General features: G+C 43.8%; 21 protein-coding genes. 20 read left to right on the top strand and 1 reads right to left on the bottom strand.

Annotated features, from left to right (window positions below; translation table 11 throughout):
• The first annotated feature begins 149 nt into the window (after window positions 1-149).
• From BK575_RS20860 to pyrE, 8 genes are read left to right on the top strand one after another with little or no spacing between them, the layout of a single operon-like run.
• Entirely contained in the window at window positions 150-1,085 is a 936-nt protein-coding gene (locus BK575_RS20860) for an aspartate carbamoyltransferase catalytic subunit (RefSeq protein ID WP_078413407.1), read from the top strand.
• A complete protein-coding gene (locus BK575_RS20855; RefSeq protein WP_078413405.1) occupies window positions 1,048-2,337 on the top strand; it encodes a dihydroorotase in 1,290 nt (429 codons plus the stop codon). Before BK575_RS20860 ends, BK575_RS20855 begins: the two co-directional genes overlap by 38 nt.
• The gene (locus BK575_RS20850) at window positions 2,334-3,434 is read left to right on the top strand and encodes a carbamoyl phosphate synthase small subunit (RefSeq protein ID WP_078413403.1); all 1,101 of its coding nucleotides are present in this window, start codon (window positions 2,334-2,336) and stop codon (window positions 3,432-3,434) included. Before BK575_RS20855 ends, BK575_RS20850 begins: the two co-directional genes overlap by 4 nt.
• A complete protein-coding gene (gene carB, locus BK575_RS20845) occupies window positions 3,419-6,631 on the top strand; it encodes a carbamoyl-phosphate synthase large subunit (protein WP_078413401.1) in 3,213 nt (1,070 codons plus the stop codon). Before BK575_RS20850 ends, carB begins: the two co-directional genes overlap by 16 nt.
• The gene (locus BK575_RS20840) at window positions 6,628-7,401 is read left to right on the top strand and encodes a dihydroorotate dehydrogenase electron transfer subunit (RefSeq protein WP_078413399.1); all 774 of its coding nucleotides are present in this window, start codon (window positions 6,628-6,630) and stop codon (window positions 7,399-7,401) included. The genes carB and BK575_RS20840 overlap by 4 nt, the downstream gene beginning before the upstream one ends.
• Entirely contained in the window at window positions 7,398-8,339 is a 942-nt protein-coding gene (locus tag BK575_RS20835; protein ID WP_078413397.1) for a dihydroorotate dehydrogenase, read from the top strand. The genes BK575_RS20840 and BK575_RS20835 overlap by 4 nt, the downstream gene beginning before the upstream one ends.
• Entirely contained in the window at window positions 8,269-9,027 is a 759-nt protein-coding gene (pyrF, locus tag BK575_RS20830; RefSeq protein ID WP_407984358.1) for an orotidine-5'-phosphate decarboxylase, read from the top strand. The genes BK575_RS20835 and pyrF overlap by 71 nt, the downstream gene beginning before the upstream one ends.
• Window positions 9,024-9,656 (top strand): orotate phosphoribosyltransferase, encoded by a 633-nt coding sequence (gene pyrE / locus BK575_RS20825; protein ID WP_078413393.1) that lies wholly within the window; start codon window positions 9,024-9,026, stop codon window positions 9,654-9,656. Before pyrF ends, pyrE begins: the two co-directional genes overlap by 4 nt.
• 163 nt (window positions 9,657-9,819) lie before the next feature.
• On the opposite strand, the gene BK575_RS20820 is transcribed toward pyrE, so the two are convergent.
• Window positions 9,820-11,532 (bottom strand): Rqc2 family fibronectin-binding protein, encoded by a 1,713-nt coding sequence (locus tag BK575_RS20820; protein WP_078413391.1) that lies wholly within the window; start codon window positions 11,530-11,532, stop codon window positions 9,820-9,822.
• Between the two features lie 213 nt (window positions 11,533-11,745).
• Between BK575_RS20820 and BK575_RS20815 the strand changes: the two genes are divergently transcribed.
• From BK575_RS20815 to BK575_RS20760, 12 genes are all read left to right on the top strand, one after another.
• Complete coding sequence (locus tag BK575_RS20815; RefSeq protein WP_078414900.1) at window positions 11,746-14,424, top strand: calcium-translocating P-type ATPase, SERCA-type; 2,679 nt, start codon at window positions 11,746-11,748, stop codon at window positions 14,422-14,424.
• 286 nt (window positions 14,425-14,710) lie between these two features.
• On the top strand, window positions 14,711-15,586 hold the full coding sequence (locus BK575_RS20810) for a YicC/YloC family endoribonuclease (protein ID WP_078413389.1): 876 nt from the start codon (window positions 14,711-14,713) through the stop codon (window positions 15,584-15,586).
• A 62-nt stretch (window positions 15,587-15,648) separates the two neighbouring features.
• The gene (locus tag BK575_RS20805; protein WP_028394614.1) at window positions 15,649-15,912 is read left to right on the top strand and encodes a DUF370 domain-containing protein; all 264 of its coding nucleotides are present in this window, start codon (window positions 15,649-15,651) and stop codon (window positions 15,910-15,912) included.
• Window positions 15,913-15,926: 14 nt separating this feature from the next.
• The gene (gene gmk, locus BK575_RS20800) at window positions 15,927-16,541 is read left to right on the top strand and encodes a guanylate kinase (RefSeq protein ID WP_078413387.1); all 615 of its coding nucleotides are present in this window, start codon (window positions 15,927-15,929) and stop codon (window positions 16,539-16,541) included.
• A 3-nt stretch (window positions 16,542-16,544) separates the two neighbouring features.
• Window positions 16,545-16,775 (top strand): DNA-directed RNA polymerase subunit omega, encoded by a 231-nt coding sequence (gene rpoZ / locus BK575_RS20795; RefSeq protein ID WP_078413385.1) that lies wholly within the window; start codon window positions 16,545-16,547, stop codon window positions 16,773-16,775.
• Window positions 16,776-17,035: 260 nt separating this feature from the next.
• On the top strand, window positions 17,036-18,238 hold the full coding sequence (gene coaBC / locus BK575_RS20790) for a bifunctional phosphopantothenoylcysteine decarboxylase/phosphopantothenate--cysteine ligase CoaBC (RefSeq protein WP_078413383.1): 1,203 nt from the start codon (window positions 17,036-17,038) through the stop codon (window positions 18,236-18,238).
• A 5-nt stretch (window positions 18,239-18,243) separates the two neighbouring features.
• Window positions 18,244-20,652, top strand: a complete 2,409-nt coding sequence (gene priA / locus BK575_RS20785) for a primosomal protein N' (protein WP_078413381.1) — start codon at window positions 18,244-18,246, stop codon at window positions 20,650-20,652.
• Window positions 20,653-20,859: 207 nt separating this feature from the next.
• Entirely contained in the window at window positions 20,860-21,333 is a 474-nt protein-coding gene (gene def / locus BK575_RS20780; RefSeq protein WP_028394609.1) for a peptide deformylase, read from the top strand.
• Between the two features lie 11 nt (window positions 21,334-21,344).
• Window positions 21,345-22,292 carry a methionyl-tRNA formyltransferase gene (gene fmt / locus BK575_RS20775; RefSeq protein ID WP_078414899.1) on the top strand — a complete coding sequence of 316 codons (948 nt, stop codon included), beginning with the start codon at window positions 21,345-21,347 and terminating at the stop codon, window positions 22,290-22,292.
• Window positions 22,285-23,631 (top strand): 16S rRNA (cytosine(967)-C(5))-methyltransferase RsmB, encoded by a 1,347-nt coding sequence (gene rsmB, locus BK575_RS20770; protein WP_078413379.1) that lies wholly within the window; start codon window positions 22,285-22,287, stop codon window positions 23,629-23,631. The genes fmt and rsmB overlap by 8 nt, the downstream gene beginning before the upstream one ends.
• A 2-nt stretch (window positions 23,632-23,633) precedes the next feature.
• Window positions 23,634-24,722, top strand: coding sequence for a dual-specificity RNA methyltransferase RlmN (gene rlmN, locus BK575_RS20765; RefSeq protein ID WP_078413377.1), 1,089 nt, complete (start codon window positions 23,634-23,636; stop codon window positions 24,720-24,722).
• A gap of 4 nt (window positions 24,723-24,726) precedes the next feature.
• The gene (locus BK575_RS20760) at window positions 24,727-25,470 is read left to right on the top strand and encodes a Stp1/IreP family PP2C-type Ser/Thr phosphatase (RefSeq protein ID WP_078413375.1); all 744 of its coding nucleotides are present in this window, start codon (window positions 24,727-24,729) and stop codon (window positions 25,468-25,470) included.

The raw sequence follows: 25,470 nt of genomic DNA, 5'->3' as shown, positions 1-25,470 counted from the left end.
GAAATACCTTTTAACGAAGTCCCGAGAGGCTTGGAAAGGCGGCGAAAAGCGAGCTTGCATGTAAATATTCAGCATGCTCAGCTTTGTCAAACCCTTTCCGGTCCTGGAAAGGGTTTTTTCATGGTAAAAATTCAAAAGGGGGAACGAAAATGAATCACTTACTAACCGTTTCATCATTAACAGTAGATGAAATTATCCAATTATTAAATCAAGCGGAACATTATCGACAAGGGCGGATGATATGGGAGCCAAGTGAGAAAATATTTGTTGCCAACTTATTTTTCGAGCCGAGCACAAGAACGAAAAGCAGCTTTGAAATAGCTGAACGAAAACTTGGGTTGGACGTGATTCCTTTTGAAGTATCGACATCGAGTGTACAAAAAGGTGAAACGCTGTATGACACGATCGAAACACTTGCGGCAATAGGAGTAAATGCAGTTGTGATCCGTCATCCTCAAGATGCCTATTATGAAGAATTGTTGGGGAAGGTATCCATTCCAATTCTTAATGCAGGGGACGGGTGCGGTCAGCATCCCACTCAATGTTTGCTGGATCTGATGACGATCCGCCAAGAGTATGGAACTTTTAAAGGACTAAAAGTGGCAATCGTCGGAGATGTGCGTCACAGCCGGGTGGCTCGTTCTAACGCAGAAATGCTGACAAAGCTTGGTGCAGAGGTGTATTTATCCGGTCCGAAAGAATGGCATGATGAAACGCTCACTTTTGGAACATATGTCGATATCGATGAAGCTGTCCGTGAAGCTGATGTAGTGATGCTGTTAAGAATCCAGTTTGAGCGTCACGGCGAGCAATCAGAGGCAGCTGATAACTATCACTCACGATACGGATTAACGGTTGAGCGTGAAAAGCAAATGAAACCAGGCAGTATTATTCTTCATCCGGCTCCTGTTAATAGAGGAGTAGAAATAGCAGATGAATTAGTCGAGTGTGAGCGCTCGAGAATTTTCAAGCAAATGGAAAATGGTGTTTACGTTCGCATGGCTGTATTGGCAAGAGCACTACATACAAATGAAAGGGGAATGGACAATGGCAATTTTAATCAAAAATGGCATGTGGCTCAATAAACAAGGGGAACTTGAAAAAGTAGATATTAAATTAGCAGGTAAGGAAATATCAGAAATTGGTTCAAACTTATCCGCAAGCGAGTCAGATGAAATAATTGATGCAGCAGGGAAGTTCATTGCTCCTGGATTTATCGATGTGCATGTCCACTTAAGAGAGCCGGGCGGGGAACATAAAGAAACAATTGAAACAGGTACACTGGCGGCGGCAAAAGGCGGTTTTACGACACTCGCAGCGATGCCAAATACAAGGCCGGTGCCGGATACGAAAGAACAAATGGAATGGCTGCAAAAAAGAATAGCCGATACCGCTCATGTGCGTGTGCTGCCATATGCGTCCATCACCGTTAGACAAGCGGGGAAAGAACGAACAAATTTTGAACAGCTAAAAGAAGCGGGAGCATTCGCTTTTACGGATGACGGTGTGGGCGTACAATCTTCTGCGATGATGCTCGAAGCGATGAAGGAAGCTTCAAGGCTTGATATGGCGATTGTGGCTCACTGTGAAGATAATGAACTAATTAATAAAGGCTGTGTACATGATGGAGAATTTGCAAAGCAACACGGCGTAAGGGGTATCCCATCCATTTGCGAGTCCCTTCAAATTGCGAGAGATGTCTTGCTGGCCGAAGCGGCAGATTGCCATTATCATGTGTGCCATGTAAGCACGAAAGAATCTGTGCGCGTCATCCGTGATGCGAAAAAAGCAGGCATCCGCGTGACGGCGGAAGTGACACCGCACCACTTATTATTAAGCGAAGACGATATTCCGGGATTGGATCCTAATTTCAAAATGAATCCGCCTTTAAGAGCAAATGAAGATAAACAAGCATTAATTGAAGGGCTATTGGATGGTACGATCGATTTCATCGCGACAGACCATGCCCCTCATACGGCAGAGGAAAAAGCAGAAGGAATGGAACTAGCTCCGTTCGGGATTGTCGGATTGGAAACCGCATTTCCACTCATGTATACAAACTTCGTTCAAAAAGGTGTTTGCAGTCTGGCACAGCTTGTTGAGTGGATGACGATCAAACCTGCCAATACATTCGGGTTATCATCCGGGTCTTTAGAAATGGGAAGTCCTGCTGACATCACTGTTATTGATTTAGATCATGAAGAAAAAATTGATCCAGCAAACTTTGTATCAAAAGGAAAAAACACACCATTTACGAACTGGGCTTGCAAAGGCTGGCCGGTCATGACATTTGTAGATGGAAAATGCGTATGGGAGAAAGGAAGTGTAACGGTATGAAGCGTCAACTCATTTTAGAAGATGGTACCGTATTTGTAGGAAAAGGATTTGGAAGCGACACCGGGTTAACAGGAGAGGTCGTGTTTAATACGGGAATGACAGGCTATCAGGAGATTTTATCAGATCCTTCTTATTGCGGGCAAATCGTGACGTTAACATATCCGTTAATCGGCAACTACGGCATTAACCGCGATGATTTCGAATCAATTGAACCGGCAGTGAACGGTTTGATCGTCAAAGAATATTGCGAGGTTCCATCCAATTTCCGCAGTTCTATGACATTGGATGAGTTTTTAAAACAAAAGAACATTCCGGGATTAGCGGGAATCGATACAAGGAAGCTCACACGGAAAATTCGCGAGTACGGCACGCTGAAAGGAAAAATGTGCAGCATGGACGTAAATGTAGAGGAAGTGGTAGATTCCTTAAAGGCAACAGTTCTTCCTGTAAATCAGGTTCAGCAAGTGTCGACGAAACGGGCATATCCGAGCCCGGGTCGCGGACCTAAAGTTGTGCTGGTCGACTTCGGCATGAAGCACGGCATTTTACGGGAATTAACGGTGCGCAACTGCGACGTGCTCGTTGTTCCTTACAACACAACAGCTGAGGAGATTTTACGCTTGAATCCTGACGGTATCATGTTGAGCAACGGACCTGGGGATCCAAAGGATGTGCCTGAGGCAATCAACATGATTCAAGGAGTATTAGGGAAAGTTCCTTTATTCGGAATTTGCTTAGGTCACCAGCTTTTTGCCCTTGCTTGCGGAGCTGATACAGAAAAAATGAAGTTCGGTCACCGCGGATCGAATCACCCGGTAAAAGAATTAGCGACAAACCGAGTAGCACTGACAGCGCAAAACCATGGCTACACGGTGCGTGAGGAATCATTGGCAGGCACAGGCTTATCTGTTACTCATGTAGCATTAAACGACGGTACGGTAGAAGGATTGAAACATGATACACATGCGGCTTTCACGGTTCAGTATCACCCGGAAGCATCACCAGGACCGGAGGATGCAAACTACTTATTTGATCGCTTTATCGAATTGATGGAAACAAACAAGAAAGTGGGGAATGAGTTATGCCAAAACGCTTAGACATTAAAACCATTTTAGTAATCGGATCAGGACCAATCGTCATTGGACAGGCAGCAGAATTTGATTATGCGGGTACACAAGCGTGTATCGCCTTAAAAGAAGAAGGATATAAGGTCATTCTGGTGAATTCAAACCCTGCGACAATCATGACAGACTCTGAGATTGCAGATAAAGTGTATATCGAGCCGCTTACACCTGAATTTGTCACGTCCATTATTCGTAAAGAGCGTCCGGATGCACTTCTACCGACATTAGGAGGCCAAACGGGCTTGAACCTTGCAGTGGAATTAGCAAAATCAGGCGTACTGGATGAGCTTGGAGTTGAAATTTTAGGAACGAAATTGAGCGCGATTGAACAAGCAGAAGACCGTGATTTGTTCCGCACTTTAATGAATGAATTAAATGAGCCGGTGCCGCCAAGTGCAATTATCCATACATTAGAAGAAGCATACACCTTCGTTGAAGAGATTGGCTATCCGGTTATCGTTCGCCCAGCGTACACGCTTGGAGGAACAGGGGGCGGAATTTGTCAGAATGAAGCGGAATTGATTGAAATTGTAACAAGCGGATTAAAGCATAGTCCTGTGACTCAATGTTTATTGGAAAAAAGCATCGCAGGCTTCAAGGAAATTGAATATGAAGTGATGCGTGACAGCAATGACAGCGCGATTGTCGTATGTAACATGGAAAACATCGATCCGGTTGGAGTTCATACGGGAGACTCAATCGTTGTAGCACCAAGCCAAACGTTAAGTGACCGTGAGTACCAATTATTGCGCAATGCTTCATTAAAAATCATTCGTGCCTTAAAAATCGAAGGTGGCTGTAACGTACAGCTTGCGCTCGATCCATACAGCTTCAACTACTACATTATTGAAGTGAATCCGCGCGTTAGCCGTTCATCTGCGCTTGCATCTAAAGCGACAGGCTATCCGATTGCGAAACTCGCAGCAAAAATTGCGGTAGGATTAACACTTGATGAGATGATGAACCCTGTGACGGGCAAAACATATGCGTCGTTCGAACCGGCATTGGATTATGTAGTTAGCAAAATTCCGCGCTGGCCGTTTGATAAATTCGAAGCAGCTAACCGTAAATTAGGTACGCAAATGAAAGCAACAGGGGAAGTCATGGCAATCGGCCGCACATTGGAAGAATCATTGTTAAAAGCTGTTCGCTCGCTGGAGGCGAAAGTATATCACCTTGAATTAAAAGATGCTGACCAAATTGATAACGGATTACTTGAAAAACGCATTCGAGTGGCTGGAGATGAGCGCTTATTCTACCTAGGAGAAGCATTGAGACGGGGAATTAGCATTCAAACGCTGCATGAATGGAGCAAAATCGATCTTTTCTTCTTAGTGAAAATGGAAAATATCGTGAAGCTTGAAGAATCGTTAAAGCAGGCGGTCGGTGAAGTTGAAGTCTTACAAGAAGCGAAGAAAATGGGCTTCTCGGATAAAACAATCGCTAAGTTATGGAATATGAGTGAACGTGAAGTCTACGATTATCGTAAACAGCATGGTATCGTACCGGTTTATAAGACAGTTGATACATGTGCAGCGGAATTCGAATCAGAAACTCCTTATTTCTACGGCACATATGAAGAGGAAAACGAGTCGATCGTGACGGATAAACAAAGTGTGATTGTCCTAGGATCCGGCCCAATCCGCATCGGTCAGGGCGTCGAGTTCGACTACGCGACGGTTCACAGCGTTTGGGCAATTCGCGAAGCCGGATATGAAGCGATCATCATCAACAACAACCCTGAAACGGTATCAACGGACTTCAGTATTTCTGACAAATTGTACTTCGAGCCGTTAACAGTTGAAGATGTCATGCACATCATCGAACTAGAGAAACCATACGGTGTCGTTGTACAGTTCGGCGGTCAAACAGCGATCAATTTGGCAGAGGAATTGTCAAACCGCGGTGTCCGCATTCTTGGTACATCCCTTGAAAGCCTTGATACAGCGGAAAATCGTGATAAATTCGAGAAAATGCTCGTGGAGCTCGGTGTTCCGCAGCCACTGGGTAAGACGGCTACTTCTGTAGAACAAGCGGTAAAAATTGCTGAAAGCATCGGCTATCCGGTATTAGTGAGACCATCCTATGTATTGGGCGGCCGTGCGATGGAAATCGTCTATAAAACAGAGGAGCTTCTTCACTACATGGAGCATGCCGTAGAAGCGAATCCTGATCATCCGGTTTTAATTGACCGTTATTTAACTGGAAAAGAAATTGAGGTAGACGCGATTTCTGACGGTGAAAACGTGTATATCCCGGGCATCATGGAGCATATCGAGCGTGCGGGGGTTCACTCTGGAGACTCGATTGCAGTCTATCCGCCTCAAACATTATCAAATGACATTAAAGAAAAAATTGTTGATTATACAATTCGTCTTGCAAAAGGCTTAAAAATTGTCGGGTTGTTAAACATCCAGTTTGTCCTTTCTAAAGGTGAAGTATATGTGTTGGAAGTCAACCCACGATCAAGCCGTACAGTGCCGTTCTTAAGCAAAATTACACGAATTCCGATGGCTAATATTGCAACAAAAGTCATCTTAGGAGCAAAACTGCCGGACTTTGGCTATGAAACAGGCATCCATCCAGAAGAAGAAGGCGTGTATGTGAAAGCGCCGGTCTTCTCATTTGCGAAACTAAGAAGAGTGGATATTACATTAGGCCCTGAAATGAAATCTACAGGGGAAGTTATGGGGCAAGATACGACGCTTGAAAAAGCATTATATAAAGCGTTGATCGGTTCCGGCATCTCCATCAAGCCTTACGGTTCAGTTCTTATTACAGTGGCAGATAAAGATAAGGCTGAAGCGATCAAACTTGCAAAACGTTTCAACAATATCGGCTATCACATTTTAGCAACAGAAGGAACAGCAGCCGCGTTTGAAAAAGAGGGTGTTCCGACAAAAGTCGTGAACAAAATTGGAGAAGATGAAGAAAACTTGCTTCAAACTATTCGCAATGGGGAAGCACAGCTTGTCATCAATACCTTAACAAAAGGAAAGCAACCGGCACGAGATGGTTTCAAAATCAGACGTGAAGCAGTAGAAAACGGCATTCCATGCTTAACATCATTAGATACAGCAGTGGCGATTTTACAAGTGCTTGAAACGATGGGCTTCCATACAGCTCCAATGCGTAAAGCTGAAACAACACGTGAGGTGGTGCCTTCATGAAGAAAACAGAATTAATGGAGATTGTCGAGCAAAAAAACATCGCTCGCCATATTTACGAGTTGACCTTAACAGGTCAGCTCGTAAAGCAAATGGAACAGCCTGGACAATTTGTTCATTTGCGTGTAAACGATGATTATCTTCCAACATTAAGACGTCCCATCAGCATTTCTTCGATTGATCGTGAGAAGCAGCAATTCACGATGATTTACCGTGCTGAAGGAGCGGGCACGAAAAAGCTGGCCAATAAGAAGCCGGGTGATACGGTAGACGTGCTAGGTCCTTTAGGAAACGGATTTCCGATAAATGCGGCAGAGAAACATGAAACGGCCTTGCTTGTAGGCGGAGGAATTGGAGTGCCGCCCCTGTATGAGCTGTCTAAACAGTTGAAGGCAAAAGGCGTGAACGTCATTCATGTGTTAGGATTTCAATCAAGCGAAGATGCATTTTATGAAGAGAAGTTTTCAAAATTAGGAGAAACATATATCGCAACAGTTGATGGAACGTCGGGGACAAAAGGCTTTGTGACAGATGTCATCAACCAATATGGCCTTCAGTTCGACACGTTGTTTTCATGCGGGCCAACTCCAATGTTAAAGGCGCTCGAACAGGCGTATCCTCATAAAAAGGTGTATTTATCATTGGAAGAGCGTATGGGATGCGGTATTGGAGCGTGCTTCGCCTGTGTGTGCCGTGTCGATGAAAAAACGCCTGCCTATAAAAAAGTGTGCAGTGACGGACCAGTATTCAAAGCCGGGGAGGTATTATTATGAGTATGTTAGCGATGGAGTTGCCGGGATTATCGTTGAAAAATCCGGTTATGCCGGCATCTGGATGCTTCGGTTTCGGACGAGAGTACGCGCAGTTTTATTCCCTTGATGTACTTGGTGCCATCATGATTAAGGCAACGACACATGAAGCCCGCTTTGGAAATCCTACACCGCGGGTAGCCGAAACGCCTTCAGGCATGCTGAATGCTATCGGGCTGCAAAATCCTGGTTTGAATAAAGTGATGAATGAAGAACTGCCTTGGCTTGGACAATATGATGTGCCGATCATTGCGAATGTAGCAGGTTCATCTGTAGAAGAATATGTAAATGTGACAAAAGAAATCTCAACCATTGAGAATGTGAAAGCTATTGAATTGAACATTTCCTGCCCGAATGTGAAAAAAGGCGGCATTACTTTTGGGGTTGATCCCCAAATTGCGGCGGATTTAACGAAAAAAGTAAAAGAAGTGTCATCGGTTCCTGTATATGTCAAGTTGTCACCGAATGTCTCCAATATCGTCGAGATGGCCAAAGCGATTGAACAAGCGGGTGCGGATGGTTTGACGATGATTAATACATTGCTTGGCATGAGGCTGGATTTAAAAACAGCCAAGCCGATTTTGGCGAATGGGACAGGAGGATTGTCCGGACCTGCCATTAAACCCGTAGCGATTCGAATGATTCATGAAGTCAGTCAGCAAGTCAATATTCCGATTATTGGAATGGGCGGAATTGCGAGTGCAGAAGACGTACTCGAATTTTTCTATGCAGGAGCAAGTGCGGTAGCGGTTGGAACAGCTAACTTTGTTGATCCGTATGTATGCCCAAATATTATTGAAGAATTGCCTCGTGTACTGGAAACATACGGGTATGAACACATTTCAGAGTGCATCGGAAGGAGCTGGAAGCGACGTGAACAAGCCGTTAATCATTGCTCTTGATTTCCCAGGCATTCAAGAAGTCAAAGACTTCTTGAATGAGTTCGAGGGAGAGAAATTGTTTGTTAAAGTCGGAATGGAATTGTTTTACAAAGAGGGACCTGAAATCTTAACGTATTTAAAAGAGCAGCAGCACCAAATTTTCCTTGATTTAAAGCTTCATGATATCCCGAACACAGTGAAAAATGGAATGAAATCACTTGCATCATATGGAGTCGATATGGTCAATGTCCATGCACTTGGGGGAAAAGCGATGATGGAAGCGGCGTTAGAAGGATTGGAAGCGGGAACGCCGTCTGGTCAGAAACGTCCGGCATGTATAGCGGTGACGCAACTTACAAGTACATCGGAAGAGAGTATGCAGCAAGAGCAGCTGATCGCCCACCCGCTGCAGGAAGTCGTCCTTCACTATGCAGCGCTGGCGAAGAAAAGCGGATTGGACGGTGTCGTATGTTCAACGCTTGAGGTCCCGATGATTCGCCAAAGAGTAGGGGAAGAATTTTTGACAGTCACGCCGGGCATCCGTCTTGCCAACCAAGCGGTCGATGACCAGGTGCGGGTGGCGACACCGGAAACAGCGAGAATGAACGGCACGAGTGCCATTGTCGTGGGACGTGCCATTACGGGTGCACAGCAGCCGCTGCAAGCATATAAGCAAGTAAAACAAGAATGGGAAGGTGTGCAAGTATGAAAAAAGAAATTGCTAAACATTTAATTGACATCAAAGCTGTTTGTTTAAGTCCAAATGAACCGTTTACTTGGGCATCAGGCATTAAGTCTCCCATTTATTGCGATAATCGCCTTACGTTGTCTTATCCAGCTGTTAGAAAGGAAATTGCCAAAGGGCTTCAGCATTTAATTCGCACGTATTTTGGGGACGCGGATTTGATTGCGGGGACGGCGACAGCAGGGATCCCGCATGCTGCATGGGTGAGTGAAGCGCTTGAACTGCCGATGTGTTATGTACGAAGCAAGGCGAAAGAGCATGGACGCGGCAACCAAATCGAAGGAAGAGCGGAAAAAGGTCAAAAAGTTGTTGTGGTAGAAGACTTAATTTCTACAGGCGGAAGTGTGATGACAGCGGTAAATGCGCTAAAAGAAGCAGGATGTGAAGTAATTGGCGTCGTCTCTATTTTTACATATGAAATGGAACGGGCAACCGAATTGTTTAAGCAGGAAGGGATTAAAGCTTTTTCACTTACAGACTATTCTTCTTTAATCGAAAAAGCGATCGAGGAAGGCTATATTCAAGAAGAAGACTACACAAAATTGATGAAATGGCGTGAAAATCCGGCATCAGAGGATTGGATGATCTCTTAATAAAAAATACCGCCCGCTTCTAATGAAGCGGGCGGTATTTTTTATTAAGGAATCGGGAAAACCCGATTCCTGGGACACAAAGTTGAGAACCCTACCGTTTCTTAACTTGATGAGCATAAGGTATAGTGCACAAACAATTTAGCAAAGAGAAGCTGTCTTTGTCTTAATTTCTGCGAAGCTGCAATACGATTTCTTCGTCCGGGGTAACATATACCGTTTGCTGATTATCGTAAATGACAAAGCCGGGTTTTGAGCCGCTTGGCTTTTTTACGTGGCGGATTTTCGTGTAATCGACTGGAACGGCGCTTGAGTTTTTCGCTTTGCTAAAGTAGGCAGCTAAATGGGCAGCTTCTAAAATTGTTTCGTCCGAAGGTGTTTGGCTGCGGATGACCACATGAGAGCCGGGAATATCTTTCGTATGAAGCCAAATCTCATCCCTTGCCGCCAACCGGTTTGTCAAATACTCATTTTGTTTATTGTTTTTCCCGACTAAAATCTCAGTGCCGTCGCTTGATTTATACTGTTCCAACACTGGTTTTTGCGGTTTGTTTTTCTTTTGCTGTTTTCCTTTCCGGCTTCGCACATAACCTTCTTCCATAAGTTCTTCACGTATTTCTGCAATGTCTTTAGGTGAAGCGGATTCCATTTGTTGCATAAGTCCATCGAAATAGCTGATTTCTTCTCTCGCTTTTTCGATTTGTTCTTCAACGATTGCCACGGAATTTTTAGCCTTCTGATATTTTTGGAAGTAAGTTTGAGAATTTTGAGACGGAGATTTTTGAGGATCGAGCGAAATGACGATCGTACTTCCGTTTTCATCATAATAATTGATGACCTCAATTTCTTTGTCGCCTTGCTTAATGCTGTGCATGTTGGCGGTGAGCAGCTCGCCGTATAATTGATATTGCTGCGCTTTTTCCGCATCTTTTAATGTTTGCTCCAGTTTTTTTATTTTCTTTTCGTTCTTTTTCTTTTCGGTAGAGATAAACTGCAGCAAATCATTCGCTTGCTGTTTGACACGGTCGCGCTCTGCCTTTCCGTAATAAAAGCGATCGAGCAGTTCACTGATTGAACCGAATATTTGATTTTCTCCCTTTAAATGAGAGAGAGGAATCATATAGAAATAATCTTTTCCTTCGCTTGTAATAAGAGAAGGGGTGAATTGCCGGGCCCTAATGCGAGCCATCGTATCCAAGAACGCTTTAGGCAAAGAGCTGCGGTTGGCAATGCCTGCTTGATGCACCACTTCATTTGCCAAAAGCGGTGACAGTCCTTCAAAGGCTTGAACAAGCTGCCCCGCCAATTTTCCGCTGTTGAAATCCACCTTTTTTAAAACCGTTTCTTCCGTTGCCTCCAAAGGGTTGCTCTTTTTTTGTTCAGGCGGCAGCACATAAGGATGGCCCGGAAGGATAGTACGATGACGGTTCAGGGCCATCGGAATATGTTTAATGCTGTCAATAATGACATTTTTATCTTTATCGATAAGGATGATATTGCTGTGACGTCCCATAATCTCAATGATCAATTGTTTTTCGATAAGGTCGCCGATTTCGTTGCGGCCTTTCGTTTCAATGATTAAAATGCGGTCCAACTCGTGCTGGCTCACTTTTTCAATAATGCTTCCTTCGAGATGCTTGCGTAGAAGCATGCAAAACATTGGCGGTTCGGCCGGATTGCCATATGCTTCATTCGTAAAATGTACCCGTGCATAGCTCGGGTGTGCGGAAATCAATAACTTTCGGTTCACGCCGCTTGTACGAACCTGAAAAATCAACTCGTTTGAAAACGGCTGGTGAATCTTATTGATGCGACCCGTTTCAAGGTTCGTTTTTAATTCTTGCAGCATAGCATATGTAAACATTCCATCAAATGACATATCTTTTCCTTCCTTTCACAGGACAAGGTTGTCCCATAAGCCTTAAACAGACCACAAAAAATATTTTTTACTGAAAGAACCCATCACTGAATCCCCTTGTGAATGGATTTCCATGACAAGGCCTTTCTTCTAAGAAAAGTATAGCATGTTTTAGGACGAGTCTGAATAAGCTTACGATATAGAGAATGAAGGCAAAGGGTGTGGAAAAATGGCATGAAGTGGTATGAACTGAGTGAAAAAGCTGTCTTGCAAATGACAAAAACAACAAAAGAAACGGGGTTATCGACAAAGGAGGCAAAAGAAAAGCAAAAACAGGATGGAATGAATGAACTCGAGGAAGCTGAAAAACAATCAGCTTTACTTTTATTTCTGGAACAATTCAAAGATTTCATGGTGCTTGTCCTGCTCGCGGCAACATTGATTTCAGGATTGCTTGGGGAATACATTGATGCAATTGCCATTATTGCAATTGTTATTATAAACGGGTTTTTAGGTTTCTTCCAGGAAAGGCGGGCTGAAAAGTCACTTGATGCGCTAAAAGAGTTGTCTGCTCCTCAAGTGATGGGGTTAAGAGATGGAGAGTGGATACGGATTCCATCAAAAGAATTGGTAGTAGGGGATATCATTAAGTTTACGAGCGGAGATCGCATTGGGGCAGACATTCGTATTTTAGAAGCAAAAAGTCTGGAAATTGAAGAGTCCGCCTTAACAGGAGAATCGCTTCCAGTTGCAAAGCATACATCCCCGTTGACTGGACAAGAGGTTCCTCTTGGGGATCAAAGCAATATGGCCTTTATGGGAACGCTTGTGACAAGAGGAAACGGGATGGGAATCGTCGTGGGTACAGGTATGAACACTGCCATGGGACAAATTGCCAACCTTTTGCAAAGCGCTGAAACGATGATGACCCCGCTTCAGAGAAAGCTCGAGCAGTTAGGGAAAATTTTGATTGTAGTCGCTTTATTGTTAACGATGCTCGTCGTTGGTATTGGCGTGATTCAAGGACATGCATTATATGAAATGTTTTTAGCGGGTGTATCGTTGGCTGTTGCAGCGATTCCAGAAGGACTTCCGGCGATCGTGACCGTTGCGTTATCTCTTGGCGTACAGCGTATGATTAAGCAAAAGGCAATTGTAAGGAAGCTTCCTGCCGTAGAAACGCTTGGATGTGCGTCAGTCATTTGCTCGGATAAAACGGGCACGATGACACAAAACAAGATGACCGTCACCCATCTCTGGTCAGGAGGAAATACATGGAATGTCAGCGGCACAGGATATCATCCGGAAGGGAAATTTTATGCCAGCAAGAGGGAAGTTCAGCCGGCTCAGTCAAAACCATTACAGCAACTATTGTTATTTGGGGTACTTTGCAATCAAACGGGATTGATCAGACAAAAAGATGACTATGCCATCGATGGCGACCCAACGGAGGCAGCATTGCTTGTAGCTGCCATGAAAGCGGGTTTTGACCGGGCATCCGTTTTGCAGCAATTTGACATCATTCAGGAGTTCCCGTTCGATTCAACTCGAAAAATGATGAGTGTTGTAGTGAAAGATAAAAAAGAGGGTAAACGCTATGTCATAACAAAAGGGGCACCGGATGTTTTAGTGACAAACAGCTCCAAAATTTTATGGGATAATAAGTTGCAGCCTATGTCACCGTCCATGGAAAGCGAGGTCAAAGCGGCGATTGATCAGCTCGCGGGGCAGGCGCTTCGCACAATCGCGATTGCATATCGTCCCCTCATAAACGAGACATTCCATCATGAACATGAGGCAGAGCGGGACCTCGTTCTGATAGGGTTACAGGGCATGATTGACCCGCCAAGACCGGAAGTAAAAGAAGCGGTGAAGGAATGCCGCGATGCCGGTATTAAAACCGTCATGATTACAGGCGATCACGTTATAACAGCCAAAGCGATTGCTTCTCAGCTTGGTATTTTAAAGCCTGGAGGCAAAGTGTTGGATGGCTATACATTATCTAAAATGAGCGTCGATGAACTGGAAGAAGTCGTTGATGATGTATATGTTTATGCACGCGTCTCGCCCGAACATAAATTGAAAATTGTCAAAGCCCTGCAGGCAAAAGGGCATGTTGTGGCTATGACCGGGGATGGAGTGAACGATGCGCCCGCTATTAAAGCGGCTGACATCGGGATTGCGATGGGCATTACCGGAACAGACGTGGCGAAAGAAGCATCCGCACTGGTCTTGCTCGATGATAACTTTGCGACGATTAAGTCGGCCATTAAAGAAGGACGGAACATTTACGAAAATATCCGCAAATTTATTCGCTATTTATTGGCCTCTAACGTAGGAGAGATTTTAGTGATGTTGTTTGCCATGATTTTGGCTTTGCCTCTTCCTCTTGTACCCATTCAGATTTTATGGGTCAACCTAGTGACAGATGGTCTTCCAGCAATGGCATTGGGGCTCGATCAGCCGGAAGAAAACGTGATGAAGCGCAAACCTCGTCATCCAAAAGAAGGTGTATTTGCGAGAGGACTCGGCTGGAAAGTAGTCAGCCGTGGGTTTTTAATCGGAATCGCAACACTGGCAGCGTTTATAATCGTGTATGACAATACGCCGGAAAACCTTGAATATGCCCAAACGATTGCCTTCGCAACGCTTGTCATGGCCCAGTTGATCCACGTGTTCGATTGCCGCAGTGACAAGTCTGTCTTTGACCGGAATCCATTTGAAAATCTCTATTTAGTTGGAGCTGTCATATCGTCTATTTTGCTCATGCTCGTCGTTATTTATTACCCGCCGTTGCAGCCGATTTTCCATACGATGCCAATCATGCCGCGCGAGTGGCTCATCATTCTTGGTATGGCCAGTGTTCCAACTTTTTTACTGGCGGGCTCACTTTTGACAAGAAAATCATCCTGAACTATGATATAATGCAAAAGGTAATAGAACATGCTTCTATTACCTTTTCTTTTGTGAAAGAGGGAGTATACAATTCAGAGATGTCCAGCTTCAGCGCCTAACTTAGCACGGAAAAAGATGATTGCCCTCATAAGGCAAAAAGCGTATACGGGGTCAATCCCTATTTCCTTGGGGCCGCAGGACGCGGCGAGTTTAGTCGGCCTTCTTTGAACAAGGCGCTTGCGCTTTTCTTACTTTCTTTTCGGGAAAATTTTGTGTAAGATATGTACATAGTGGATGTGATAACATGGTTTACAGTATGACAGGCTTTGGCAGAGGAAAAGCGGAGTCTCCTGAGTATACGGTGACGGTTGAAATGAAATCGGTCAATCATCGTTTTTGCGAAATGGTGATTCGGATGCCAAGGCAATTGCTTGAAATGGAAGATAAAATAAAAAAACTCATTCAAACTTACATAGAGCGTGGACGAATCGAGGTTTTTGTTACCATATCAGGTGAAGGCATTGTAAAGAAAAAAGTCCAGATCGACCGCCAGCTGCTGCAGGAATATATCCATCACTTGCAGCAAGCGAAGAATGAATACGGATTGAAAGAGGAAATTCGAGTATATGATGTGTTGACAATGCCGGACGTGCTCGCAACGGTTGAAGAAGAGAGGCAATATTCACCGATATATGACCTTGTTCATCAGGCGTCTGAGCGGGCTGTTGAACAGTTAGTTGAGATGAGACGTTTAGAAGGAGCACAGCTTACCGTCGATGTTCTTGCTCAATTGGAGCATATTAAAAGCGCTCGTAAACAAATTGTTTTATTGGCCCCACAAGTGGTTGAGCAATACCGCCATCGATTGCAAAAACGGTTGGCAGACTTGGCAGGCGGCATAGTAGACGAACAACGATTATTGATAGAGGCTGCCATTTTTGCAGATAAAGCTGATATTAACGAAGAGTTGACAAGAATTGAAAGTCATTTGTCCCAGTTCGTTCAGACGCTTCAGAAAAAAGGAGCAGTTGGGCGAAAGCTGGATTTTCTCGTACAAGAGTTAAACCGTGAAATGAATACGATTGGCTCAAAAGCAAACAATGGGGAGATTGCTCAGTTTGTTGTGGAAATGAAAACCGCTTTGGAACGAATAAAAGAGCAAGTTCAAAATATCGAGTAATGTAAGCGGGGGTTAGGTTACCGTCAAGACGGTTACAATATAACCCATTAGGAGGCTTGTAGATGAGCGGCAAGTTGATTAATATAGGGTTTGGAAATTTTATTTCATCACATCGTATTATTTCTGTCGTCCATCCTGACTCAGCTCCGATTAAGCGTATGGTTCAAGATGCCAAAGAGCGCGGTACATTAATTGATGCAACGTTAGGAAGGAAAACGAGATCGGTTGTGATTATGGATAGCGATCATGTCATTTTGGCTCCTGTCCAGCCGGAAACGGTATCACATCGTATTGCGAATAAAGAGGAATTATTATCAGAAGGGTAGGTCATTTGTACACAATGAGAGAAAGAGGATTATTAATTGTTCTTTCAGGACCGTCAGGCGTAGGGAAAGGGACAGTGCGTAAAGCATTGTTTTCACAAGAAGATACACATTTTGAATACTCCATTTCCGCGACGACTAGACTGCCGCGTGAAGGAGAAGTGAACGGTGTCGACTATTTCTTTAAAAGCCGTGAAGAATTTGAAGCGATGATTAAAGAAAACCGATTGCTTGAATGGGCAGAATATGTAGGAAACTACTACGGGACACCTATCGATTATGTAGAGAAAACATTATCCGAAGGGAAAGATGTTTTCCTTGAGATTGAAGTGCAAGGAGCCATTCAAGTAAAACAGGCCTTTCCAGAGGGATTGTTCATTTTCCTGGCGCCGCCTAGCCTTTCAGAGCTGAAAAGCCGAATTGTGAACCGTGGGACAGAAAGTGAAGACTTAATCAATAATCGCATGAAAGTGGCGAAGGCAGAAATCGACATGATGGATGCTTACGACTATGTCGTTGAAAATGACAAAGTTGAAAATGCCTGCGACCGAATCAAAGCGATCGTCACGGCCGAACATTGCCGCCGCGATCGAGTGTCGGCGCGTTATAAAAGAATGCTGGAGGTAGAATAATTTATGCTTGATCCATCAATTGATTCATTAATGAGAAAACTTGACTCAAAATATACGCTTGTCACAGTGGCGGCAAAACGAGCTCGCCAGCTGCAAGTGCATGATGATTTAATGATTGCAAAGCCGATATCCCATAAATACGTCGGAAAGGCGTTGGAAGAAATCGATGCTGAGCTATTGCATTACAGAAAAGTCAACAAGCAAGATAGCGAAGATGGAGCTTCAGAGGAATAGTCGTTAAAAAAATAACAACCTGCAATAGGTTGTTATTTTTTTCAACATAAATAATGTGACATGAGCAAAGAGCGCTCATGTCACATTATTTACGCCTAAGGATTTGCCGAGCCCTGTCGGGCGGTGGCAAATCCTTAGGTGAGGAAATTTTTGGTTAATTCAAGAGGTAAGAGCAATGAAACCTCAAATTAGCATAAAAAGCGATAGCTGATGTTGAAAAATTAAATCAGGTCTACACATTGGAAGAGGTGGGAGAAGAAATGGTAAAGGGAAAGCGTATTTTGTTGTGTGTAACGGGAGGCATTGCTGTTTATAAAGCCGCGGCTTTGACGAGTAAACTTGTGCAGGCTGGTTTTGAAGTGAAAGTCATGATGACACAATCAGCGAGTGAGTTTGTCACACCACTTACGTTTCAATCGCTTTCAAGAAATCCTGTATACACTGATACGTTTGATGAAAAAAATCCGGCAGTCATTGCCCATATCGATTTGGCGGATTGGGCGGACCTTGTGTTAGTAGCGCCGGCGACTGCCAATATGATTGGTAAACTGGCGAACGGCATCGCTGATGATATGATTTCTACAACACTTCTTGCGACAACAGCCAGAGTTTGGATTGCTCCTGCTATGAATGTACATATGTATGATCATCCTGCGGTAAAACGTAACATTGAAACACTGGCTTCTTTTGGCTATGAGTTTGTCGAGCCTTCAGAGGGATATCTTGCATGCGGATATGTGGGAAAAGGAAGATTAGAAGAACCTGAAAAAATCGTCGAGCTTGTGCACGGCTTTTTTGAAACGTCTAACAATCAGCCTTTAAAAGGAAGAAATATTCTCATCACCGCAGGGCCTACAAGGGAGAAAATTGATCCCGTTCGTTTTATTACGAATCATTCGACGGGGAAAATGGGATATGCGATTGCTGCTGAAGCACAGAGGCTCGGAGCTGAAGTGACGCTCGTGACAGGGCCGACAAACATTTCCTATCCAAAAGGGGTCCGCGTCATCCCCGTTGAAAGTGCCCAGGAGATGTATGACGAAGTGATGAGGCATTATCCTGAAATGGATGTGGTCATAAAATCTGCAGCGGTGGCCGACTATCGTCCAAAGCTGGTGCATGAGCAAAAAATGAAAAAACAACCAGGGGATGCGGTCATTGAGCTTGAACGAACATTGGATATTTTAAAAGCACTGGGTGCGAAAAAAGAACATCAGCTTTTAATCGGATTTGCGGCTGAAACCGAAAAAGTGGAGGAATACGCCAAAAAGAAACTGCGTGAAAAGAATGCGGACATGATTATTGCAAACAACATCCGTGAAAAAGGAGCGGGCTTTGGCGGAGATACGAACATTGTTACCATGTATAAACGAACCGGTGAAGTAAAGGATTTTCCTTTATTATCCAAAGGGGAAGTCGCATATAAGATATTAATTGAAATACAGGATATGTTAGAAGGTTGACAAAAATGAAAATCGCTAGTGTTATTGTCGATGTAGCGGCAAAACAAACCGATCGTACATTTGATTACCTGATTCCTGACAAATGGGAGGACATACTGCAGCAAGGGATGCGTGTCGTGGTTCCTTTTGGGCCGCGTAAAGTCCAAGGATTTGTCGTGAATATAAAAAATCAATCCGAATTTAAAAAACTAAAGCCGATTGCCGACCTCCTTGATCCATATCCGGTATTGACCCAAGAACTGCTTCAAATTGGCCATTGGCTGACAGAAAAAACATTATGTTTTGCTATTTCCGCTTTTCAGGCAATGCTGCCAGCAGCGATGAAAGCGGCGTATGATAAAGAGGTAAAGCTCCTTGGTTCGACTGATTTTCACGCATTGCATGAAGATGTTCAGCCTTATTTGAAACAACGGAGCACTGTAAAATTGAGCGATGTAAAACAAGAACATCTTTCCGCTTTTTACCGGGACATTCAAAAGGGGTATTTAGAAGTCATTTATATTGTGAAAAACCGGGCCAATAAAAAGACGGTCAAAGGAATTAAACCGCTGTATGAGACTTCCAGGCTTCAAAATCTTCTTGAGCAGTTTTCCAAACAAGCTGAAAAGCAAAAACAGGTGGTATCCTTCTTTCTTGAACACCCGGACGAAATCGCATTAAAGGATTTATGCGAACAATTAAACGTCACTCAAGCCCCGGTGAAGGCGCTTGTTCAAAAAGGGGTGCTGATGGAAACCGATATTGAAATGTACCGGAATCCATATGATGATGCGGCGTTTCAACAAACGAGCGCTTTGCCTTTGACGGAAGAACAAGGACAGGCTATCGCGCCTATTTTGCAAACCATTGAAGAAAAGAAGCACGAGGTTTTCTTGATGTACGGCGTAACGGGGAGCGGAAAAACCGAAGTATATCTTCAATCCATCGATCAAGTGTTAAAAGATGGAAAAGAAGCCATTGTACTCGTTCCGGAAATATCCTTGACCCCCCAAATGGTAAAACGATTTAAGGGAAGGTTCGGCTCGAAAGTTGCTGTTCTTCACAGCGGATTATCAGCAGGAGAAAAATACGATGAATGGCGGAAAATCCAGCGAAAAGAAGTTTCGGTTGTGGTGGGGGCGAGGTCAGCGGTGTTTGCCCCGTTTCAAAACTTAGGAATCATCATTATTGATGAAGAGCATGAAACGAGTTATAAGCAAGAAGAGACGCCAAGGTACCATGCACGTGATGTCGCCATTTACCGGGGAGAATACCATGGTTGTCCAGTGGTGCTTGGAAGTGCGACTCCTACCCTTGAATCATTCGCAAGAGCGCAAAAAGGAGTATACCAGCTGCTGACATTAAGCAAAAGAATGAATGAGTCTGCTCTGCCAATTGTCGATATTATTGATATGAGGGAAGAGCTTCGAAGTGGGAATCGTTCCATGTTTTCAGGATTGCTGTTTGAAAAAATACAGGACCGCCTTGAAAAGGGAGAACAAATCGTGCTGCTTCTAAATAAGCGGGGGCATTCCTCTTTCGTCATGTGCCGGGATTGCGGTTTTGTCCATTCATGTCCGCATTGTGAAATATCGCTGACGTATCACCGCTATAATCATTTACTTAAATGCCATTATTGCGGCCACGAACAGAAGGCGGATGTGACTTGTCCTGAATGCAGCAGCGATCATATCCGTTATTTTGGAACAGGTACACAAAAAGTGGAAGAAGAATTGTTGAAATTGCTGCCGCAAGCGCAGGTGATCCGAATGGATGTGGATACAACAGGCCGAAAAGGAGCGCATGAACGGTTACTCAATCAATTTGGAGAACAAAAAGCGCAAATTTTGCTCGGGACGCAAATGATTGCAAAAGGCCTTGATTTTCCGAATGTTACGCTAGTAGGGGTATTGTCTGCTGATACGATGCTTCATCTTCCTGATTTTCGTTCGTCGGAAAAAACGTTTCAGCTTTTGACGCAAGTGAGCGGCCGTGCAGGAAGGCACCATTTGCCCGGAGAAGTGGTCATCCAAACTTATACACCGGAACACTACAGCATTCAGCTGGCTAGCAGGCATGACTATGATGGTTTTTATCAACAGGAAATGATGACTCGCAAACTGCATCAATATCCTCCGTTTTACTATACGGTATTAATTACGGTGTCCCATGAGGAGCTGACAAAAGTAGTTGCTGTTACGGATAAAATCGCGCAATTTTTGCGTCAAAAGCTATCGGACCAGACAATCGTTCTCGGTCCTGTCGCCTCGCCGATTGCGAGGGTAAAAGATAGATATCGATATCAATGCATGATAAAATACAAGCTGGAACCCGAACTGATTCCTGCGCTGAGGTTCATCATAGACCGCTATCAGCAGGAAATCCAGCAAAAATTAACGATTACGATCGACCTGCAGCCTTATTCAATGATGTAATCTAGTTTTAAAGGTTGTTCAAAACGTCCGGGAAAAATGACCGTCGAATTTCCGCGTCAGCTTGCTTTTCCGTTACTCACGTATTAACACGATACGTTCCGTTACTCAAAGCTGCGCTTCCTTGAACTTCTCGGTCCTTTTTGAACACATAGTTTTAAAGGTTGTTAAGTTGGAAAAAATGAATGATAACTTTCAGGAGGATATACATTGGCTAAGCTATCACTCGTTTACTATCCCGATCCGGTATTGGAACAGGAGTGTGAGCGTGTCACAGAATTTGATAATAAATTGGCAAAATTATTGAATGGGATGTACGATTTAATGTTAGAAGCAGACGGAGTCGGCTTGGCGGCTCCCCAAGTAGGAGTGGCGAAACAAGTCGCAATTGTTGATGTGGGCGACCGTAATGGCAAGATAGAATTGATTAATCCTGTCATTTTAGAACAGCGCGGTGAGCAAGTGGGTCCAGAAGGCTGTCTCAGTTTTCCGGACCTTTTTGGTGATGTAGCGCGTGCGCAATATGTGAAAGTGAAGGCGCAAAATCGCCGTGGAAAAGTGTATGTCCTTGAGGCAAAAGGATTTCTTGCACGAGCCATTCAACATGAAATCGATCACCTGCACGGTGTACTGTTTACATCAAAGGTTACACGTTATTACGAAGAAGGAGAATTGGAAGGATAGTGAATGACAACATGTTAAATATCGTATTTATGGGAACGCCTGATTTTTCTGTACCGGTGTTACAAACACTAATTAAGGATGGGTATCATATTTCCGCGGTGGTCACTCAGCCAGACCGGCCTGTGGGACGCAAAAGGGTGATGACCCCGCCGCCTGTAAAAGCAGAGGCGGTAAAACATGGTATTCCCGTACTTCAGCCGGAAAAGATTCGTTTTCAGGAAGAATACGAAAAAGTATTGGCCTACAATCCTGATTTGATTGTAACGGCTGCTTTCGGTCAAATTTTGCCTAAGGAAATTCTAGAGGCACCAAAGTTCGGGTGCATTAACGTCCATGCTTCTTTGTTGCCGGAACTTCGCGGAGGGGCGCCTATCCACTATTCCATTTTACAAGGAAAAGAAAAAACCGGTGTTACCATCATGTATATGGTAGAGAAGCTGGATGCGGGCGATATATTAACGCAAGTGGAAGTGCCAATCGAAGAAAAGGACAATGTTGGAACACTCCATGACAAATTAAGTGCTGCCGGTTCCAGGTTGCTGTCTGAAACAATTCCTTCATTGATTAAAGGAGAGTTAACTCCAATCAAGCAAAATGAGGAAGAAACAACATTCGCTTATAATATTAAACGTGAGCAGGAAAAAATTGATTGGAAGAATACAGGGGAAACAATTTATAATCACATAAGAGGATTAAACCCTTGGCCTGTTGCCTACACGACGCTTAACGGCCAAGTAATGAAAATTTGGCAGGGAGAGAAAGTGGCTTTCACTAAACAAGGCGAACCTGGTACGATCGTTGAGATTCAAGAGGATGGTTTTGTCGTAGCAACGGGAAATGACACGGCCATTAAAGTAACCGAACTGCAGCCGTCAGGAAAAAAACGAATGAGCGGAGAACAATTTTTAAGAGGTACCGCCGTTCAAACAGGCGTACGGTTAGGAGAAAGTGATGAGTAAGTATAACGTAAGGGACATCGCACTGGATATTTTACTGTCCATTGAAAAAAATCAGGCTTTCAGCAATTTATTATTGAATAAAAATATCGAAAAATATAAGCTGACAGGCAAGGATGCAGGATTATTAACGGAAATTGTATATGGAACGATTCAGCGGAAAATGACGCTGGATTACTATTTGCAGCCGTTTTTAAAAAACCCAAAGAAAATGCAAGAGTGGGTTCGCGTATTATTGCGACTATCTGTTTATCAGATGGTATACTTGGACCGTGTTCCAGAACATGCCGTTATTTATGAAGCGGTGGAGATTGCTAAAAAAAGGGGGCATAAAGGGATTGTCTCCATGGTGAATGGGGTACTTCGCAATCTGCAGCGTGAGGGATTGGCGTCATTTGATTCTATCACAGATCCAGTGGAGAAGTTGGCAATCGAAGCAAGTCATCCGTTATGGCTTGTAAAAAGATGGACAGCTCAATACGGGATTGAGAAAGCACGTCATATTTGTGAAACGAACTTGATGCCCCCTAAACAAACGCTTCGCGTGAATACATCAAGGTTTACGATTGATGAGGCGATTGCAAGACTTGCTGAGGAAGGCATCGAAGTGAAAAAAGGATCGGTGGCTCCGGAAGCGCTCGAAGTTCAAAAAGGAAATGCCGCCCATACGAAAGCCTTTAAAGAAGGGATGTTCACGGTTCAAGATGAAAGCTCAATGCTCGTTGCATATGCTGTGGGAGCAACTGAAGGTGACAGGGTACTGGACAGCTGTGCAGCCCCGGGAGGCAAGACGACTCATATTGCCGAGAAGCTTTACCATACCGGCTCTGTCGTATCACTGGACATCCATGATCATAAAGTAAAGCTCATCACCGAACAAGTTGAACGCTTACAGCTCTCGAATGTGACCGCTGTAGCGATGGATAGCCGCAAGGTGAGCGAGCGTTTTGAAAAAGAAAGTTTTGATAGAATACTCGTCGATGCACCTTGTTCAGGTTTTGGCGTCATGAGACGAAAGCCTGATTTAAAATATACAAAAACAGAGCAAGACATTATGCAGCTTGCACGCATTCAGCTGCAAATTCTACAAGCAGTCGAACCTTTGCTGAAGCAAGGCGGGACATTAGTATATAGTACATGTACAATTGATCAAGAAGAAAATAAAGACGTGGTAGATGAGTTTTTAAAGCAGCATCCAGACTTTGAATGGGATGATACGCTTGTAAAACGATTACCCAAATCGGTTTCAACAAAAGTGGAAAATGGACAGCTTCAACTGTTTCCGGATGATTTTCAAACGGACGGATTTTACATCGCGTGTCTACGAAAGAAGGTGCAATAATAGTGGAAAAAACATTAAACAATAAACAGACAGAAGAAACGAAACAAAAACCATCTATTTATTCATACGGACTGGCTGACCTTGAAGAGTGGGTTGTCCAAAACGGTGAAAAAAAATTCCGCGGCAAGCAAATTTATGAGTGGCTTTATAAAAAGAGAGCGACCGCTTTTGAAGAAATGAGCAATTTGTCCAAAAGTCTGCGTGAAAAGCTAGAGGAGCAGTTTGTTTTAACAACATTAAAAACAGCTGTTCAGCAAACGTCAGCCGATGGCACCATGAAATTTTTATTCGAGCTGCATGATGGATATACGATTGAAACAGTCTTAATGCGCCATGAATACGGAAACTCTATCTGTGTAACCACGCAGGTCGGCTGCCGAATCGGTTGTACGTTCTGTGCCTCAACGCTTGGCGGATTGAAGCGTAACCTTGAAGCTGGAGAAATCGTAGCCCAAGTCGTAAAAGTACAAAAGGCTTTGGATGAACAAGGAGAACGAGTGAGTCATGTCGTAATTATGGGAATAGGTGAGCCTTTCGACAATTATGATGCTATGTTACAATTTTTAAAAATCATCAATTCTGATGAAGGATTAAATATTGGAGCTCGTCATATTACGGTATCAACGAGTGGTATTATTCCGAAAATTTATCAGTTTGCCGATGAGCAGCTGCAAATTAATTTTGCGATTTCCTTGCATGCGCCAAATACGGAGCTGCGCTCCCGTTTAATGCCGATTAATCGTGCATATAAACTCCCTGATTTAATGAAAGCAGTAAAGTATTATATCGAAAAGACGGGCAGAAGGATCAGCTTTGAATACGGCTTGTTCGGGGGAGTGAATGACCAAGTCGAGCATGCTGAAGAATTGGCGAAGCTTGTAAAAGGTGTAAAGTGTCATATTAACTTAATCCCGGTTAACTATGTGCCGGAACGAGATTATGTTCGTACACCGAAAGAGCAAATCTTAAAGTTCGAACGTACATTAAAAGACCGCGGAGTGAATGTCACCATTCGCCGTGAACAAGGGCATGACATTGATGCAGCTTGCGGTCAGCTTCGTGCGAAGGAGCGAAAAGAAGAGACGAGGTGATAGCATGGGAGCTGTCTTTATGACAGATCGCGGAAAGGTCCGGCAACACAATGAGGACTCCGGAGGGGTATTTTATAATGGTCACGGCAGCAGGCTTGCTGTTGTAGCTGATGGTATGGGAGGTCATCGTGCGGGTGATGTAGCCAGCACGATGGCTATTAAACAGTTACAGGAATATTGGGAACGAAGCGAACAAATCGGGACTCCTGATGAGGCACAGAAGTGGATGATGGAGCAAGTAAGCAAAATTAATGAAAGATTGTACGAGCACTCCAACCATCATGAGGAGTGTAAGGGAATGGGAACAACGCTGGTGGCCGTTATTTGTACAGACACTTTTTGTACCATTGGACATATTGGAGATAGCAGATGCTATATTTTAAATGAAAATGGATTTTCTCAACTGACAGAGGATCATTCTCTTGTCAATGAATTAGTTCGAAGCGGACAAATTTCAAAAGAAGATGCCGAGCATCATCCGCGAAAGAATATTTTATTACGTGCTCTTGGAACAGCTGAACAAGTTGCCGTTGATGTAAAATCGATTGAAATTGAACAAGGAGATTTCTTACTATTATGCTCCGATGGATTATCAAATAAAGTATCAGATGAAAAATTAAAAGAAATCCTTCTAGCCGATTCCTCTTTGAATGAAAAGGGAGAACGTCTTATTCATTTAGCGAATGAGTTGGGCGGCGAGGATAACATTACAGTCATTATAGTGGACTTTGCGAATGAAAGTGGGTGA

This window comes from Priestia abyssalis (assembly GCF_002019595.1).
GTDB classification, from domain to species: Bacteria; Bacillota; Bacilli; order Bacillales; family Bacillaceae_H; genus Bacillus_BA; species Bacillus_BA abyssalis.
Note: the sequence above shows the minus strand (reverse complement) of the source record. Positions and strands in the feature narration are given on the sequence as shown.

What these genes read in the sequence shown, in the direction of transcription:
- BK575_RS20860 (WP_078413407.1), top strand. Translation starts at nt 150, where the DNA reads ATGAATCACTTACTAACCGTTTCATCATTAACAGTAGATGAAATTATC.
- BK575_RS20815 (WP_078414900.1), top strand. Translation starts at nt 11,746, where the DNA reads ATGAAGTGGTATGAACTGAGTGAAAAAGCTGTCTTGCAAATGACAAAA.
- rpoZ (WP_078413385.1), top strand. Translation starts at nt 16,545, where the DNA reads ATGCTTGATCCATCAATTGATTCATTAATGAGAAAACTTGACTCAAAA.
- gmk (WP_078413387.1), top strand. Translation starts at nt 15,927, where the DNA reads ATGAGAGAAAGAGGATTATTAATTGTTCTTTCAGGACCGTCAGGCGTA.
- BK575_RS20760 (WP_078413375.1), top strand. Translation starts at nt 24,727, where the DNA reads ATGGGAGCTGTCTTTATGACAGATCGCGGAAAGGTCCGGCAACACAAT.
- BK575_RS20840 (WP_078413399.1), top strand. Translation starts at nt 6,628, where the DNA reads ATGAAGAAAACAGAATTAATGGAGATTGTCGAGCAAAAAAACATCGCT.
- priA (WP_078413381.1), top strand. Translation starts at nt 18,244, where the DNA reads ATGAAAATCGCTAGTGTTATTGTCGATGTAGCGGCAAAACAAACCGAT.
- pyrF (WP_407984358.1), top strand. Translation starts at nt 8,269, where the DNA reads ATGAACACATTTCAGAGTGCATCGGAAGGAGCTGGAAGCGACGTGAAC.
- BK575_RS20850 (WP_078413403.1), top strand. Translation starts at nt 2,334, where the DNA reads ATGAAGCGTCAACTCATTTTAGAAGATGGTACCGTATTTGTAGGAAAA.
- rsmB (WP_078413379.1), top strand. Translation starts at nt 22,285, where the DNA reads ATGAGTAAGTATAACGTAAGGGACATCGCACTGGATATTTTACTGTCC.
- BK575_RS20835 (WP_078413397.1), top strand. Translation starts at nt 7,398, where the DNA reads ATGAGTATGTTAGCGATGGAGTTGCCGGGATTATCGTTGAAAAATCCG.
- BK575_RS20855 (WP_078413405.1), top strand. Translation starts at nt 1,048, where the DNA reads ATGGCAATTTTAATCAAAAATGGCATGTGGCTCAATAAACAAGGGGAA.
- BK575_RS20810 (WP_078413389.1), top strand. Translation starts at nt 14,711, where the DNA reads ATGGTTTACAGTATGACAGGCTTTGGCAGAGGAAAAGCGGAGTCTCCT.
- fmt (WP_078414899.1), top strand. Translation starts at nt 21,345, where the DNA reads ATGTTAAATATCGTATTTATGGGAACGCCTGATTTTTCTGTACCGGTG.
- pyrE (WP_078413393.1), top strand. Translation starts at nt 9,024, where the DNA reads ATGAAAAAAGAAATTGCTAAACATTTAATTGACATCAAAGCTGTTTGT.
- carB (WP_078413401.1), top strand. Translation starts at nt 3,419, where the DNA reads ATGCCAAAACGCTTAGACATTAAAACCATTTTAGTAATCGGATCAGGA.
- BK575_RS20805 (WP_028394614.1), top strand. Translation starts at nt 15,649, where the DNA reads ATGAGCGGCAAGTTGATTAATATAGGGTTTGGAAATTTTATTTCATCA.
- BK575_RS20820 (WP_078413391.1), bottom strand. Translation starts at nt 11,532, where the DNA reads ATGTCATTTGATGGAATGTTTACATATGCTATGCTGCAAGAATTAAAA.
- coaBC (WP_078413383.1), top strand. Translation starts at nt 17,036, where the DNA reads ATGGTAAAGGGAAAGCGTATTTTGTTGTGTGTAACGGGAGGCATTGCT.